We start from the raw sequence: 15,132 nt of genomic DNA, 5'->3' as shown, positions 1-15,132 counted from the left end.
CGCCTGAACCACGCCGCCCCGGCCCGCCGCGCGCTCAGGCCCGCGACGACACCCGCACGGCCGGGCTTGAACGGGAGACCGCGATGACCTGGCTGCAGCGCATGAGCCCACGCCCCGAGGCGGAGCAGCGTCTTGTCTGCTTCCCGCACGCGGGCGGCACGGCTGCCTTCTACGCACCCTGGGACCGGCTCTGCTCCCGCAGCGAGGTGCACGCCGTGTGCTATCCGGGACGTGCGCGGCGCGCCCACGAGCCGTTCGCCACCGACCTGCGGCGGATGGCGCACGACATTGCCCGCGACATCGCCCGCGCCACCCGCCCCCTCACGGACCGCCCCCTGGTGTTCTTCGGGCACAGCATGGGCGCCTGGGTCGCCTTCGAGGCCGCCCGGTACCTGGAACACGTCGGTGTCGCCGTCAGCCACCTGTTCGTCTCCGGAGCCCGCGGGCCGCACACCCGCAAGGGCACCCTGACGCAGGCCGCCCTGCGCGACGACGCCGCCATCGTCGAGGAGATCGTCGCCCTCGGCGGGGTGCACCCCGAGCTGCTCGCCGAACCCGCCCTCCTGAAACGGGTCTTCCCCTACGTCGTCGCTGACATCCACATGGCCGACAGCTACGCCCACCGCCCCGGCCCGCCGCTGCACTGCCCGATCACCGCCCTCGCCGCCGCGGACGACCCGATCGCCGCCCCGCACGACGTGGCGTCCTGGGCGAGACAGACCCGCGGTGCGTTCCGCGCGCATAAGGTCCCCGGAGATCACTTCTATCTGGACGCGGAGCCGCCCGTCGCGCTGGTCGAGGCCCACCACGCCGCGACCGCCGAGCCGGCTCACACGTAGGAGAGGACCCAACTGTGGCGCACATCGAGCTCACCAACGACCTGCCGGGCATCAGCGGCCTGCTGGCCCAACGCCCGGACACCGCCGACCCCTTGAGCCGGCTCGCGGACGCGCTGCTGCGTACCGGCACCCCGTCGCTGAGCCCCGGTGAGCGCGAACTGATCGCGGCCTACGTATCCGAGCTGAACGGCACCCGCTTCTGCTCCGACTCGCACAGCGCCTTCGCCGCCGCCCAACTCGACGGCGGCGCGGACCTGGTGAAGGCGGTGCTCGCCGACCCCGGCACCGCACCCGTCAGCGAGCTGCTGCGCGCGCTGCTGCGGGTCGCGGCCGAGGTGCAGCACGCGGCCCGGCCGGTCTCGGACGAGGCCGTCGCCGCCGCCCGTGCCGCGGGCGCCGACGACACCGACCTGCACGACACCGTCCTCATAGCCGCGGCCTTCTGCATGTACAACCGCTACGTCGACGGCCTGGCCACCAAGCTGCCCGAACAGCCCGAGTGCTACGAGGAGTCGGCCCGCCGGATCGTCGAGCACGGGTACGGGCGCGCCACCGCACCGCAGGGCGGCCAGAGCCCGGCCTGAGCCTGACACGTGGCACGGCCGCGGCACCACATCACCCGAAGGGAGAGAGCTTTGGGCACCGCAAAGAAGTGGACCGCGGCCGACGCCCCGGACCAGCGCGGCCGCACGGCCGTCGTCACCGGGGCCAGCTCAGGTCTGGGCCTGGAGACCGCCACCGCACTGGCGCGGGCCGGCGCCCGCGTGGTCCTCGCCGTACGCGACCCGGACCGGGGCGCCACCGCCGCCGCCCGGATCACGGCCGAGGTGCCGACCGCCGACCTCACCGTCCAGCTGCTCGACCTGTCGAGCCTCACGTCGGTGCGCGACGCGGCGAAGGAACTCCACGACCGCTGCGCGCACATCGACCTCCTGATCAACAACGCGGGAGTGATGTGGACCGGCGAGGCCCGCACCGTCGACGGCCACGAGCTGCAGTTCGCCACCAACCACCTGGGTCACTTCGCGCTCACCGGACGCCTCCTCGACCTGCTCCGGGCGGCGCCGGAAGCCCGCGTGGTCACCGTCAGCAGCTATCTGCACCGGCTGGGCCGTATCGACCTGGACGACCTCGACGCCGAGCGCCGTTACAGCAGATACCGGGCCTACGCGCAGTCCAAGCTGGCCAACCTGATGTTCGCCGTCGAACTGCAGCGCAGGCTCCAGGAGGCGGGCTCCGGCATCCGTTCGGTGGCCGCGCACCCCGGCCTCGCGGGGACCGGCCTCGGCCGTGACTTCCCCGCGGCGCTCCGCCTGGCCGGGCCCCTCTTCGCCCCGCTGTTCCTCCGGTCCGCGTACGACGGCATGCTGCCCACCCTCCGCGCGGCCACCGACCCCGGCGTCCGCGGCGGCGAGTTCTACGGCCCGCAGGGCCTGACCGAGACCCGGGGCGCGCCGGGTCTCGTCCGCGCCGGCCGCTCCGCCCGCGACACCGGGGTCCACCGGCGCCTCTGGCAGGCGTCCGAGCAGCTCACCGACGTCCTGTACCCGCTCTGAACCACCCGCCCGTCCCAGGGGGCGTCTCCCCGACCGAGAGACGAGCCCTGGCACCGCAACCCGGAAGATGCGCCCCGCACCGCCGACTGCGACGGTCGGCAGTGCGCGCGCCGCAGAAGCCGGAAACCCCTGGCCGCGGGGCGCTGTTGCCGCGGCTGGCCGAGGCCCGGCGTACCGGACACGCCAGGTCCCGGCCGCGACACTGCCCTGCTCCGCTGCCACCGAGGAGGAATTGATGCAACTCACCCAGACCCTGTCCCGGGCCGAACTCGTCCGCCGTGCCCAGGAGTTGGTGCCGCTGCTGCAGCGCAACGCCCCGTGGGGCGAGGAGAACCGCCGGCTGCACGACGAGACGATCGAGGCCCTGAAGGACTCCGGAGTACTGCGGATGCGGGTGCCCGCGCGCTACGGCGGCCACGAGTCCGACTCCCGCACCGTCGTCGACGTCATCTCCGAACTGGCGCGGGGCGACGGCTCGGTGGCGTGGACGGCGTCGGTCTGGGCGATCAGCTCCTGGATGGTCGGGCTGTTCCCCGACGAGGTCCAGGACGAGGTGTTCGCCGACCCCGACGTGCGGATCAGCGGCATCCTCAGCCCCGGCGCGATGGCCGTACCCACCGACGGCGGCTACCTCGTCAACGGCAAGTGGTCGTTCAACACCGGCTCCCAGCAGAGCCAGTGGAACGTGAACGCGGCGGTGCGGCCCACGCCCGACGGCCAGCACGAGCCGGTCATGGTGCTCATCCCGATGTCGGAGCTCCAGATCATCGACGACTGGCACACCTCGGGCCTGCGCAGCACCGGCAGCGTCACCACGGTCGCCGAGAACGTGTTCGTCCCGGAGAACCGGGTGATGTCCATGATTCCCGTACTGCAGGGACAGCACAGCTCGGTGGCGAACGCCGACTCGCCGGTCTACAACACCCCGTTCATGCCCACGGCCTGCGCCACGGTCGGCGCACCCGCCCTCGGCATGGCCAAGGCCGCCAAGGACGCGTTCTTCGAGCGCCTCCCGGGACGGAAGATCACCTACACCGCGTACGAGAGCCAGAGCGAGGCGCCGCTCACCCACCTCCAGGTCGCCGAGGCCACGGTGAAGATCGACGAGGCGGAGTTCCACGCCCACCGCATCGCCGAGGCACTGGACTCCAAGTCCGCTGCCGGGGAGCCCTGGACGCTGGAGGAGCGGGCCCGGGTCCGCCTCGACCTGGGCGCCGTGTGCCAGCGGGCCAAGGAGGCCGTGGACATCCTGAACACGGCGAGCGGCGGCTCCTCCGTGTACAGCTCGGTCCCGATCCAGCGCATCGAGCGCGACATCCAGACCGTGAACCTGCACGCCATCCTGCATCCCAACACCAACCTGGAGCTGTACGGCCGGGTGCTGTGCGGTCTCGAACCCAACACCCACTACATCTGACCGTGCCACGGCCCCGGGGAGACGCTCCCCGGGGCCGGCGGAACGGACGCGAACAGGCCAGGACCGGTGTCATCGGTCCTGGCCTGAACTCGTTGGCTGAGCAGGGGAAACGGGGCGTTCAGAGCCACCGGACGGACAGCAGCACATCAAGAGATGCCCCGGATATGCAGGTCCGACAACGATGTGAACGTGGCTGAACTCACCGTAGCGACGAGCACGCCCGCTCCCCTCGAGCGGGCCGCCGGACAGGCCGTGACCTCCGCGGCACAGGACGGCCTGTGGTTCCAGGACGCACTCGTCCCAGGCGCCGCCGCCGCGCACGTGTGCCGGGCCTTCCACATCGACGGCGAGCTCGACGTCCGGGCCCTGAACGCCGCCTGGAGCGCGGTGCGCCGCCGCCACGCCACCCTCCGCACCGCCCTCGTGGACGTCGCCGGCCGCCCGGTGCAGCAGATCTCCGCATGGGACCCCGACGAGCCGGACGGCCCCGACGGCACGGCCGCGCCGATCGTCCTGGACCTCTGCACCACCCCCGCACCGGGCCGTGCCGAGCACGCCGACCGCCTCTGCGCCGAACTCGCCGCCCGCCCGTTCGCCCCGGCAAAGGCGCCGCTGGCCCGACTCGTCCTGCTGCGCCTGGGAGCCACCGCGCACCGGCTGCTGCTTGTGGCGCACCGAGCGGTCGCCGACGAGCCGTCCGTGGCGACCGTGCTGGCCGAGCTTGCCGCGGGCTACGCCGCCGAACGCGCCGGCGAACCCGCCGCGACGGCCCTCACCGGCACTCCGGCGAGCTTCGCCGACCACGCCCGCGCCGGCCGCGCGCAGGAGGGCACGGCGGGTTTCCGCGAGCTTCAGGACTGGTGGGCCGCGCAGTTGACGCCGGTGCCGCCGCCGCTGTCGCTGCCCGTCGACCGGCCACGTCCCGCGCACCCGTCGTGCGCGGGCGGCGTGGTGCCCTTCGCCTTCGGCGCCCCGCTCGCCGCCCGCGTCACCCGCTTCGCCCGCCGGACCGGGGTGCCCGCGGCCGCCGTCCTGCTCACCGCCTTCCAGACACTGCTGAGCCGCTACGGCGACGAGGACCGCGTGGTCGTGGCCGTGCCCACCGACACCCGCCCCGACGCGGAGGCGGTGCGGTCCGTCGGTCCGTACACCGAACTGCTGCCGCTGGTCGCCGACTTCGCCGAGCACCCCGTCTTCCAGGACGCGACCGCGGCCACCGCCCGCCGGATGCGCGCGGCCGAAGGCCACCGCGGACTGCCCTTCGCCCACCTGGTGGGCGCCCTGCGCACGGACCGCGACGCGCGCCGGATGCCGCTGGGCGACGCGGTGTTCGTCTGCCGCGACAGCGGGTCCGACCCCCGGCTGCGGCTCGTCGGCACCCAGGTGCGGGAGTACCCGGTCCACCACGGTGCGGCCACCGCCGATCTGCGCCTGACCGTGGACCCCGCCGCGCCGGAGCTCACCGGGACCCTTGAGTACCGCACCGAGCTGTTCGACGCCTCCTCCGCCCGAAGAATCCTCGACCAGCTGCGCACCCTGCTCGACGCGGCGCTGCGCACCCCCGACCGGAATGTGGCCGAACTCGCCCTGGATCCCCCGGAGTTGCTGCTCGACCGGGTGCGGGAGGCCGACCGTCTCGCGGCCGGGACCTACGACGGTCCGCCGGTCGACGAGCTGACCCGCCGCTGGGCCCGGGACACCCCCGACACGGTCGCGGTGTCCTGGCGCGGCCAGGACGTCCCGTACCGCGAACTCGCCGACCGGGCCGAGGCCGTCGCGGCCGGGCTGCGCCGCCTGGGAACCGTGGCCGGCTCGCCCGTCGCGGTACGGATGCCGCCGGGCCCGGACCAGTACGCGGCCCTGCTCGGTGTGCTGGCGGCCGGGGGACACCTGGTGTGGCTCGGCACCACCGACAGCGGGGAACGCGGCCGGGCCGTGCTCGCCGACGCCCGGCCCGCCTGCCTGGTCCTCGCGGGCGGCCCCGACGGCGACCCGCTCGCCGAGTGGTACCGCGACGAACTGCGCGGCCCGACCCTCGACGCCACTGCCCTCGACGCCACCGCCCTCGACGCCACCGTCCTCCCGGCGGCACCGCGCGACCGGCGTCGCGCCCCGGCGGACGGGAACGGGCGGGCCTACCTCGCCTACACGTCGGGTTCCACCGGCACACCCAAGGGCGTGGCGCAGACCCACGACGCGCTGGCGCAGTTCACCACCTGGCTGGCCGGGGAGTTCGGCATCGGGCCCGGCATGCGCGTGGCGCAGTGGGTGGCCCCCGAGCACGACCCGGCCCTGGCCGAGACGTTCGCGACGCTCGTCTCCGGCGCCACCCTGTGCCCCGTGCCGGAGAACCTGCGGGCCAACCCCGAGAAGTTCACCGACTGGCTCGCCGCCGAGCGGATCTCGCACATCCAGACCGTGCCCAGCTTCGCCAGGGAACTCGTACGGGTCCTCACCGGACGCGCCCCCGAGGCCGCACCGCTCGCCCTCGACTGCGTCCTGCTGATGGGGGAGGCGCTGGCACAGGAACTGGTCGACGGGCTGCGCACGGCGCTGCCCCGCACCCGGCTCGCCAATGTCTACGGGCCGACCGAGACCATCGTCGGCACCTGGTACGACATCACCGGACCGATCCACGGAACCGCCCCCATCGGCCGCTCCATACCCGGCCGCCAGGTCCTCGTGCTCGACGACGCGGGCCGGCCCTGCCCCGACGGGGTGAGCGGCGACATCGTCATCCGCAGCCCCTACGTCGCCCAGGGCTACCTGAGCGCCCGGCACGGGGACGACGCGGCCTTCGCCCCGCTGCCCGACCGCACGATCTTCCCCACGGACGGCATCGGCTGCTACCGCACCGGGGACGTGGGGCTGCGGCGCTGGGACGGCGACCTGGAGTTCAGGGGACGTAAGGACTTCCAGGTCAAGCTGTACGGCAACCGGCTCGAACTCACCGAGATCGAAAGGGCGTTGGCCGCCCACGACTCGGTCGCCGAGTGTGCCGTGACCGCGCTCCCCGGGGCGGACGGCCTGGCCTCCCGGCTCGTGACGTACGTCGTGCCGCGCCGTGCCCCGGACGGCAGCGCCCTGGGCGCCAAGGAGGACTGGCGCTCCCAACTGCGCTCCCGCTTCGGCCGTCTGACGCTGCCTCTGATGTTCGTCACCGTCGACGGACGGCTGCCCCGCAACGCCGCCGGCAAGGTGGACCGTCGCCGGCTGCCCGACCCGGGCGCCCGCCTCGCCGCCGGAGCCGACGCGCCCCGCACCCCGACCGAGCGGGAGATGACCGAGCTCTGGCGGGAACTCCTGGACACCGAGGACATCGGCGTACAGGACTCCTTCTTCGCCCTGGGCGGGCACTCCCTGCTGCTGCTCCGGCTCATCCACCGCGTGGTCGAGCGATTCGGCGTACGGCTCGCGCCGGGCGTCTGCTTCGCCCACCCGACCCCCGCCGGCCTCGCCCACCTGGTCGATGCCGAAAGGCCCGTAATGAGTGCTGTCACCAAGGAAACGATGGAGTGAGGGAAAGTGACTCTGACAGAGACCGAGACCCCGACCGGCAACACCGCCGAAGCGCCGGTTTCCTTCGACGGCGAAACGCTGCGGATCGCAGACGTCCGGCGCGTGGCCGAGGACCGGGCTCCTTGTGAGATCGCTCCGTCGGCCCTGGCCAAGGTGACGGCCAGCCGTGAGATGTTCGAGGACATCGCCCAGCAGAACATCCCCATCTACGGCGTCACCACCGGCTACGGCGAGATGATCTACATGCAGGTGGACACCTCCAAGGAGGTGGAGCTGCAGACCAACCTGGTACGGAGCCACAGCGCGGGCGTCGGCCCGATGTTCGCCGAGGACGAGGCCCGCGCCATCGTCTCCGCCCGGCTGAACGCCCTCGCCAAGGGCCACTCCGCGGTGCGCCCCGAGGTCATCGAGCGGCTCGCGCTCTACCTCAACGAGGGCATCACCCCGGCCATCCCCGAGATCGGTTCGCTCGGCGCGAGCGGTGACCTCGCCACGCTCTCGGCCATCGCCTCCACGGTCATCGGTGAGGGCTATGTGCTGAGCGACGGCAAGCGGGTGCCGACCGGGTCGGTGCTGCGTGAGCGTGGCATCGAGCCGCTCGAACTGCGCTTCAAGGAGGGCCTCGCGCTGATCAACGGCACCTCGGGGATGACCGGCGTCGGCTCGCTCGTCGTCAGCCGTGCCCTGGAGCAGGTGCGCCAGCACGAGATCGTCACCGCCCTGCTCATCGAGACCCTCCAGGGCTCCACCAGCCCGTTCCTGGCCGAGGGCCACGACATCGCCCGCCCGCACCGCGGCCAGATCGACACGGCCGCCAACATGCGGGCCCTGATGAACGGCAGTGAACTCACCGTCGAGCACATGGAGTTGCGCCGGCAGGTCCAGGCGAGCAAGTCCGGCGAGAAGGACGTCGAGCGCAGTGAGATCTACCTGCAGAAGGCGTACTCGCTGCGCGCCATCCCGCAGATCCTCGGCGCCGTCCGCGACACCCTGTACCACGCGGAGAACAAGCTGGACATCGAGCTCAACTCCGCCAACGACAACCCGCTGTTCTTCGAGGGCCAGGAGATCTTCCACGGCGCGAACTTCCACGGCCAGCCGATCGCGTTCGCCATGGACTTCGTCACGATCGCGCTCACCCAGCTCGGCGTGCTGTCCGAGCGCCAGACCAACCGGGTCCTGAACCGCCACCTCAGCTACGGCCTGCCCGAGTTCCTCGTCGCCGGCGAGCCCGGCCTCAACAGCGGCTTCGCGGGGGCGCAGTACCCGGCGACGGCGCTCGTCGCCGAGAACCGCACCATCGCCCCGGCCAGCACCCAGTCCGTGCCGTCCAACGGCGACAACCAGGACGTCGTCAGCATGGGCCTGATCGCCACGCGCAACGCCCGTCGCGTACTGCAGAACAACAGCCGCATCCTCGCGGTGGAGTTCCTCGCCGCCGCGCAGGCCGTGGACATCTCCGGCCGCTACGCGGGCCTCAGCCCTGCCGCCAAGGCCACCTACGACCTGGTGCGTTCGTTCGTCCCCACCCTGGACAAGGACCGCTACATGTCCGACGACATCGAGGTGATCGCCACCGCCGTGTCCCAGGGCGCCTTCGTCCACGCCGTGGAGCGCCAGTCCGGCAGCGCCCTGATCTGACCGCCCCGCCCCGGCCGTCGCCGCAGCCGACCCGCGGCGACGGCCGCCCACAGCACGCCACCAGTGAGCGAGAGGAACCACCATGTCCCAGGCCACCGCAGCCGCCCCGCAGGCCACCGAGCCGCAGGCGCTGCCGCAGCTCGTCGTCGCGGCGTGGGCCGACAACGACGCCGACGCGTTCGCCGAACTCTTCACCGAGGACGCCACCCTGATCCTGCCCGGCGACATCTACGCCAAGGGCAAGGAAGCGATCCGGGAGCTGATGCGCGCGGGCTACGCGGGCCCGTACCGCGGCACCAAGGTCACCGGCACCCCCATCGACGCCAAGGTCGTCGGCGGCGAGGTCGCCATCCTCGTCACCGAGGGCGGGGTCATCGCTCCCGGCGAGGAGCAGGTCGCCCCGGAGCGTGCGATCCGCGCGACCTGGGTCCTCGCCGAGCAGGACGGGGGATGGCGCATCACCGCCTACCAGAACACCCCGCGAGCGGGCGCCTGAGCACGGCGCGGAACACCCGCGGAGCTGCCGGCCGTCCGTCCCCTCACGAGGGGGCGGACGGCCGCGGTGCCCCGCCCGTCAGCCGACCTCCAGACCCTCCAGGAACCAGCGCTTCACCTCCCCGATCCGCCGCTCGCAGTCCGCCCGGTCGGTGCCCTCCACCACGAACGCGGCGAGGAAGTCCCCGGAGAACGTCGACTCGTTCAGCTTGTCGCCCACCTCCGCGTAATACTTCCGCTTGTAGATGCCCGCAGGTGCGGTGGCCGGCTCGGGCAGGGCGCGCAGGGTGCCGGGGCGCATCATGAACAGCAGCTGGCCGGCCACCTTCGGCGGGGTCACCGGGCCGTCGAAGCCGACGGGAAGCCCGAGTTGGGAGCGCACCGGCAGCGCCGCCACATCCACGCCGAACATGGCCTGCTGCACGTCCCGCACGCCCGCCCCACCCGCTCGGCAGGCCGCCTCGCACAGCACGAGCTCGCCGTCCGGGGTGACGAACACCTCGATGTGGAAGGCGAAGTCGGCGGGGCCGCCGAGGGCCTTCAGGACCTGCTCGCCGAAGGCGTTCAGACGGTGCGTCAGCGGGTCCGCGGCGTCCAGGGCGATGTCCACCCGGCCGCCCCGGTCCCGGAAGTCCGCCAGGGCGTACGTGTACTGGGAGGGCCAGACCGACACGGTGCGCCCGCCCGCCACGGCCCCGTCGACGTGGCACATCACCCCGTCGACGAAGCACTCCACCAGCCAGCCCGGCTCCCCGGACGCGTCGGTCAGCGCGGCCTCGGCCAGCCAGTCGGCGACATCCGCGGGGGTGCGCAGGAACGCCACGCCCACCGAGCCCCAGCCGCGCCGCGGCTTCACCACCGCGGGCAGTCCCTCGCGGGCCACGAAGTCCGTCAGGTCCTGCCCGGTGCGCAGCAGGGCGTGCCGCGCCACGGGGACGCCCGCCCGCGTCGCGGCCTGCTTCATCTCCCACTTGTCGCGGTACGGCACGGCCGAGTCCGGCCGCTGACCCGGCAGCCCGAATCGCTCCCGCAGCTCGGCGGCGCGCTCGATGTCGTACTCCGTGCACGCCACCAGGTCGGTGACGCCGTACTCCTCGATCAGCGCCGCGGCGCGCTCGGCGACCAGCGGGCCGGTGTCGTAGTCGGGCACCGTCTCGGCGTGCAGATAGGGCGCCTCGCGCGGCAACTCCTCCCCGTGTACGGCGAGTTGCTCGGACGAGCCGAGGAGCACCAGTTTGCCGTCGTGGCCGTCGAGCCACGCGTGGTACGGGTTGGCGTGCAGCGGACCCCGGTGCAGGATCAACGTGGTCATGGGCGGGTCACCTCTCGTTCCAGATGCTGACGTAGCGCTCACCGGTGTCCGGCAGGACCGTCACGATGGTCCGGCCCGCGTACGCCGGGTCGCCGGCGAGCACGGACGCCCCGTACGCGGCCGCGCCCGAGGACAGGCCGACGAACAGGCCCTGGCGGCGCAGCAGTCGGTGCGCCGACTCGAAGGCCGCGTCGTCCGAGCAGGTCACCACGCGGTCGATCAGTGCCTCGTTTGTGGTGGGGTTGACGAAGCCGCCGTTGAGGCCGGGGATGCGGTGCTGGCCGCCGTACCCGCGGGACAGCACCGGGGAGCCCTCCGGCTCCACCGCCACCACCTCGAGGGCGGGGTTGCGCTCCTTGAGGTAGCGGCCCGCGCCGCTCAGCGTGCCGCCCGTGCCGACCCCGGCGACCAGGACGTCCACCTGGCCGTCGGTGTCGGCCCAGATCTCCGGTCCGGTCGTCTCGTAGTGGGCGCGGACGTTGTCGGGGTTCTCGTGCTGGCGCATGTACCAGGCGTCGTGGGTGCCGCGCTCGATCTCCTCGGCGCGGGTGATGGCCGCGGCGAAGCCGTCGGCGCCCGGCGTCTGCACCACTTCGGCGCCCAACGCGCGGAGCAGGCCCAGGCGTTCGGGTGTCGCCGTGTCGGGCAGCACCACCACGCACCGGTAGCCGCGGACCGTGGCGAGCGCGGCGAGCGCGATGCCGGTGTTGCCGGAGGTCGCCTCCACCACGGTGGCGCCCGGCCGCAGCTGCCCGCGCTCCTCGGCCCGGCGCAGCATGTAGATCGCGGCCCGGTCCTTGCTGCTGGAGTACGGGTTCGCCCCTTCCAGCTTGGCGATCACCCGCACGTCCTCGCGGGCGCCGTCGAGGTCGAGCCGGATCATGGGGGTGTGGCCGATCAGCTCGTCGATGGCGTCGACGACACGGCGTACGGTCGAAGGGGCCGTCATACGGGTTCCTTTCGGGGGCGGGGTGGGGCTTTACGTTGCACGTATCGCGCTGTTGTCGGGGGCTCGGTCCCCTGGGGCTGCCGCCCCAGACCCCGCTCCCATCGGCCTCCGGCCTCGTCCTCAAGCGCCGGACGGGCTGATTTGGGCAGGCTGGATTGTTGGCCGCGACCGGCTGGTGCCGGCTGCCGATTGATGGCTCACCACGACCCGGCCGACGCCACCAGCCGGACGGGGTCGGCGGGGGGTGGGACCACCGCGAGGTGGGGCCGTGAAATCGCCTGTGGCGTGGGGGACTTGACCACGGCCGCAGGTGCGTACACCCGGGCCAGGGCCGGGACGTCCCGGGTGACCACGGCCTTGGCGCCGATCAGCGCGCGGTCGCTGATGGTCACCGCGCCGAGCACGGTCGCCCCGGCGCCGAGGATCACTCCGTCGCCTACCACCGGGTGGCGGCGCTCGCCCGCCGGGCGGTGGGAGTCCACCCACCAGCCGACGGCGCCGAGCGTGACCTGGTGATAGATCGTCACGTCCGCGCCGACGACGGCGGTCTCGCCGATCACCACGGCCGCGCCGTGGTCGATGAACACCCGGCGCCCGAGCGTCGCGCCGGGGTGGATCTCCACGCCCGTGCGGCGCCGCGCCCAGCGGGCCAGGGTGCCGCTCAGGGCGCGGTGCCCGCGCCGGTGCAGCCGGTGCGCGACCCGGTGCACCCACAGGGCGGTCAGCGCGGGGTGCCGCGACGCCTCCCAGCGGCCGCGTACCGACGGGTCGCGCTCGACGACGGTGTCGAGGTCCTCGCGCAGGGTGCTGAACAGCCCAAGCCGCGCGGAGTCCTGCTGCTTCGGTGACATGGGACCGGCCACTCCTCTCATCTCATCGCCGCGGCGAGGGGACGTGCGTGCTCGGGGGCGGTCTCGATGCGCAGCGTGTGCCGGGTCAGCTCCTCGCAGCGGCGCACCGCCGCATCCGTGTCCGCGGCGCGCACCACGACGCAGCCGATCCGGTCCCAGTTGTCCCGCAGCGGCCGTACGGTGTCGCCGGGGTGCACGGAGACCTGCGCGATCAGCACGTCGTCCGCGGCGGCGACCTCCGCGACGCCGTCGACCGCGGTCACCGTGCCCGGGTCGCGCACTACGTACCGGTTGCAGGCGGCGCCCGTCGCGACCGGCTCGCCCGGCAGCTCCTCGGCGCGGCCGAGCGCCCAGGCGGCGGCGTAGGCGTTCAGGTCGATGCCGTACGCGGCGCGCACCAGCTCGGCGAGGTGGCCGCCGCCGACCCGGTTGTGCGACTCGATGACGACCGGGCCGCGTGAGCCGAGCCGGATCTCGGTGTGGCTCGGCCCGTCGGCCACGTCCATCACGGTGAGGAACCGGTCGACGGCCGCGACGAGTTCGGCCCGGTCGGCGGGGGAGAGGCGGGCCGGCAGGGCGTGCCCCAGCTCCGCGAAGTGCGCGTCGTCGGTGAGCTTCTCGGTGACCGCCACCACCACATGCCGGCCTGCGAAGCTGAACGCCTCGACGCTGAACTCGGGCCCGTCGACGTACGCCTCCATCAGGAAGCCGTCCACGGTGAACAGCGTCGAACCGCGGTCGGTGCGCCCGCCGAGCAGCCGCGTCACGTGCTCCCACACCCGGTCCAGGTCGTGTGGGCCGTCCGCCCTGCACAGCCCGAACCCGGCGGTGGTGCCGGTGGGTTTGACGACGAACGGGTACCCGGCGAGGGCCCCGAACACGGTCAGCGACTCCCGGTCGGTGACCGGTGCGGCCTCGGTGCCGGGCAGGCCGTGCGCCGCCAGATGACGGCGCATCAGCCACTTGTCGCGCAGCCGCCTGCTCGCCTCGTGCCGGCGGCCGTCGCCCAGACCCCACAGGTCGCTGAGCCGGCCCGCCGGAGTCAGGCCGCCCTCGGTCAGGGAGAACACCACGTCGACGCCGTAGACGGCACGCGCCGCCTCGGCGAACGGGAGCAGCGTGTCCCAGTCCGTGTAGTCGACGACGAGCAGCACATCGGCGTGGCTCGACTGGTACGGGGTGAGCTTGTCGGGGTGCTGGACCAGGACGACGCGGGCGCCCTGGTCCTTGACCCGCTCCAGATGGACGTCGATGCCGCCGATCAGCAGCACGGTGGGGACGGTGTTCAACAGACGCTTCCTTCCTGGGTGGTGGCCAGCTGCTCGCGGACCACGACACGGACCGCCTCCCGCGCGGCGGCGATGCGCCGTACGGCCTGGCCGGGGGATTCGGCGTCGACCACGACGAAGCCGTGCCGGGACGCGGAGTCCGTGACCGGCGGCAGCACCGAGCCGGGCCGGTACGGGAAGTGCAGGGCGTGCACATGCGGCTGGGCGCGCAGCTCGTCGAGGCCGGAGATGGACTCGACGTGGCCGGGCGGCAGTTGGAAGAAGCCGATGGACGCGGCCCGGTGGGCCTTCGGCACCTCGATCGCCTCGCCCGCGAGGGCACGGAACACCGCGGCCTCCAGGTCGAAGCCGCTGGCGAGCTCCACCAGGGCCGGGATGCGGTCGCCGCCCAGGCGGGTCTGCGACTCCACGATCCGCGGGCCCCGCGACGTGAGGATCACCTCGGTGTGCGCGGGCCCGAAGCGGTACCCGGCCAGGTCGAGCAGGCCGATCACGGTGGCCCGTACCGCCGTCTCCGCGTCCGGCGAGATCCGCGCCGGGAACACGTGCCCCGTCTCCACGAAGCCGGGGGCGCCGGTGTGCTGTTTGGCGGTGATGCCGACGACGTGGTGCACCCCGTCGACGGTGAGGGTCTCCACGCTGAACTCCGGTCCGCGCAGGTACTCCTCCAGGACGAACGGCCCCCGCAGGCCCGCGCGCCGCACCCGGACCACCCACTCGTCCAGGTCCTCGGCGTCGAGGACCAGGGCGATGCCCCGGCTGCCCGAGGAGCGGGCGGGCTTGACGACGAACGGCACCGGGAAGTCCGGGGCCGCCCTGACGACGGCGTCCACCGACGCGACCTCCTGCGAGCGCACCACGGACAGGCCGCCCGCGTTGAGGAGTTCCCGCAGCGCCGCCTTGTCGTTGATGCGGCGCACCGTCTCGGCCGGGTTCGGGGCGAGCCCGAGTGCCTCGGCCTCCTCGACGGCCGGGCCCATACTGTCCTCGCTGCCCAGGTGCAGCACCGTGTCGATGGCGTGGGTGCGGGCGGTCGCGGCGATCAGGGCGCGCAGCGCGTACGTGTTGCTGAAGTCGACGAGCAGCAGCTCCTCGGAGTGCCGCTCCACCTCGTCGAGATAGGCGTCGGTCTGCAGCGACGGGTCCCAGATCGACCAGACCTCGAACCCGGCGGCCACGGCCTTGCGGACCAGCTGGTGGTAGGGCATCACCATCAGCAGCCGTCGGGGGGTACGGGGATGCGTCATCGCGGTTCTCCGTTCTC

12 protein-coding genes are annotated in these 15,132 nt (G+C 73.2%); 7 read left to right on the top strand and 5 right to left on the bottom strand.

The genetic code is table 11. The features are described 5' to 3' along the window. The 7 genes from GUY60_RS00765 to GUY60_RS00735 all read left to right on the top strand — a co-directional run. The coding region (locus GUY60_RS00765) for a thioesterase II family protein (RefSeq protein WP_223178636.1) at nucleotides 1-839 on the top strand (839 nt) is incomplete at its 5' end. A 14-nt stretch (nucleotides 840-853) separates the two neighbouring features. Next, complete coding sequence (locus tag GUY60_RS00760; protein WP_161692860.1) at nucleotides 854-1,423, top strand: carboxymuconolactone decarboxylase family protein; 570 nt, start codon at nucleotides 854-856, stop codon at nucleotides 1,421-1,423. 51 nt (nucleotides 1,424-1,474) lie between these two features. Continuing rightward, entirely contained in the window at nucleotides 1,475-2,395 is a 921-nt protein-coding gene (locus GUY60_RS00755) for an oxidoreductase (RefSeq protein ID WP_161692859.1), read from the top strand. 235 nt (nucleotides 2,396-2,630) lie between these two features. Beyond that, the gene (locus GUY60_RS00750; RefSeq protein ID WP_161692858.1) at nucleotides 2,631-3,812 is read left to right on the top strand and encodes an acyl-CoA dehydrogenase family protein; all 1,182 of its coding nucleotides are present in this window, start codon (nucleotides 2,631-2,633) and stop codon (nucleotides 3,810-3,812) included. Nucleotides 3,813-4,001: 189 nt separating this feature from the next. Next, entirely contained in the window at nucleotides 4,002-7,331 is a 3,330-nt protein-coding gene (locus tag GUY60_RS00745) for a non-ribosomal peptide synthetase (protein ID WP_223178635.1), read from the top strand. 12 nt (nucleotides 7,332-7,343) lie between these two features. Continuing rightward, the gene (gene cmdF / locus GUY60_RS00740; protein WP_161692866.1) at nucleotides 7,344-8,972 is read left to right on the top strand and encodes a tyrosine 2,3-aminomutase; all 1,629 of its coding nucleotides are present in this window, start codon (nucleotides 7,344-7,346) and stop codon (nucleotides 8,970-8,972) included. A gap of 82 nt (nucleotides 8,973-9,054) precedes the next feature. Continuing rightward, nucleotides 9,055-9,468 carry an SgcJ/EcaC family oxidoreductase gene (locus tag GUY60_RS00735; protein ID WP_161692856.1) on the top strand — a complete coding sequence of 138 codons (414 nt, stop codon included), beginning with the start codon at nucleotides 9,055-9,057 and terminating at the stop codon, nucleotides 9,466-9,468. A 78-nt stretch (nucleotides 9,469-9,546) separates the two neighbouring features. Here GUY60_RS00735 and GUY60_RS00730 read toward each other — a convergent pair whose 3' ends face one another. From GUY60_RS00730 to GUY60_RS00710, 5 genes are all read right to left on the bottom strand, one after another. Next, the gene (locus tag GUY60_RS00730; protein WP_161692855.1) at nucleotides 9,547-10,779 is read right to left on the bottom strand and encodes an ATP-grasp domain-containing protein; all 1,233 of its coding nucleotides are present in this window, start codon (nucleotides 10,777-10,779) and stop codon (nucleotides 9,547-9,549) included. Between the two features lie 7 nt (nucleotides 10,780-10,786). Then, nucleotides 10,787-11,728, bottom strand: a complete 942-nt coding sequence (locus GUY60_RS00725; protein ID WP_161692854.1) for a PLP-dependent cysteine synthase family protein — start codon at nucleotides 11,726-11,728, stop codon at nucleotides 10,787-10,789. 197 nt (nucleotides 11,729-11,925) lie between these two features. After that, complete coding sequence (epsC, locus tag GUY60_RS00720) at nucleotides 11,926-12,579, bottom strand: serine O-acetyltransferase EpsC (protein ID WP_187369899.1); 654 nt, start codon at nucleotides 12,577-12,579, stop codon at nucleotides 11,926-11,928. Between the two features lie 17 nt (nucleotides 12,580-12,596). Further along, complete coding sequence (locus GUY60_RS00715) at nucleotides 12,597-13,868, bottom strand: ATP-grasp domain-containing protein (RefSeq protein WP_161692853.1); 1,272 nt, start codon at nucleotides 13,866-13,868, stop codon at nucleotides 12,597-12,599. Continuing rightward, on the bottom strand, nucleotides 13,865-15,115 hold the full coding sequence (locus GUY60_RS00710; protein WP_161692852.1) for an ATP-grasp domain-containing protein: 1,251 nt from the start codon (nucleotides 15,113-15,115) through the stop codon (nucleotides 13,865-13,867). The genes GUY60_RS00715 and GUY60_RS00710 overlap by 4 nt, the downstream gene beginning before the upstream one ends. Nucleotides 15,116-15,132: the final 17 nt, after the last annotated feature.

Origin of the sequence: Streptomyces boluensis (assembly GCF_009908195.1) — a bacterium.
Lineage (GTDB): Bacteria > Actinomycetota > Actinomycetes > Streptomycetales > Streptomycetaceae > Streptomyces > Streptomyces boluensis.
Note: the sequence above shows the minus strand (reverse complement) of the source record. Positions and strands in the feature narration are given on the sequence as shown.

Excerpts from the sequence above, each read along its gene's own strand:
- GUY60_RS00710 (WP_161692852.1), bottom strand. The coding sequence starts at position 15,115 with ATGACGCATCCCCGTACCCCCCGACGGCTGCTGATGGTGATGCCCTAC.
- epsC (WP_187369899.1), bottom strand. The coding sequence starts at position 12,579 with ATGTCACCGAAGCAGCAGGACTCCGCGCGGCTTGGGCTGTTCAGCACC.
- GUY60_RS00730 (WP_161692855.1), bottom strand. The coding sequence starts at position 10,779 with ATGACCACGTTGATCCTGCACCGGGGTCCGCTGCACGCCAACCCGTAC.
- GUY60_RS00735 (WP_161692856.1), top strand. The coding sequence starts at position 9,055 with ATGTCCCAGGCCACCGCAGCCGCCCCGCAGGCCACCGAGCCGCAGGCG.
- GUY60_RS00725 (WP_161692854.1), bottom strand. The coding sequence starts at position 11,728 with ATGACGGCCCCTTCGACCGTACGCCGTGTCGTCGACGCCATCGACGAG.
- GUY60_RS00750 (WP_161692858.1), top strand. The coding sequence starts at position 2,631 with ATGCAACTCACCCAGACCCTGTCCCGGGCCGAACTCGTCCGCCGTGCC.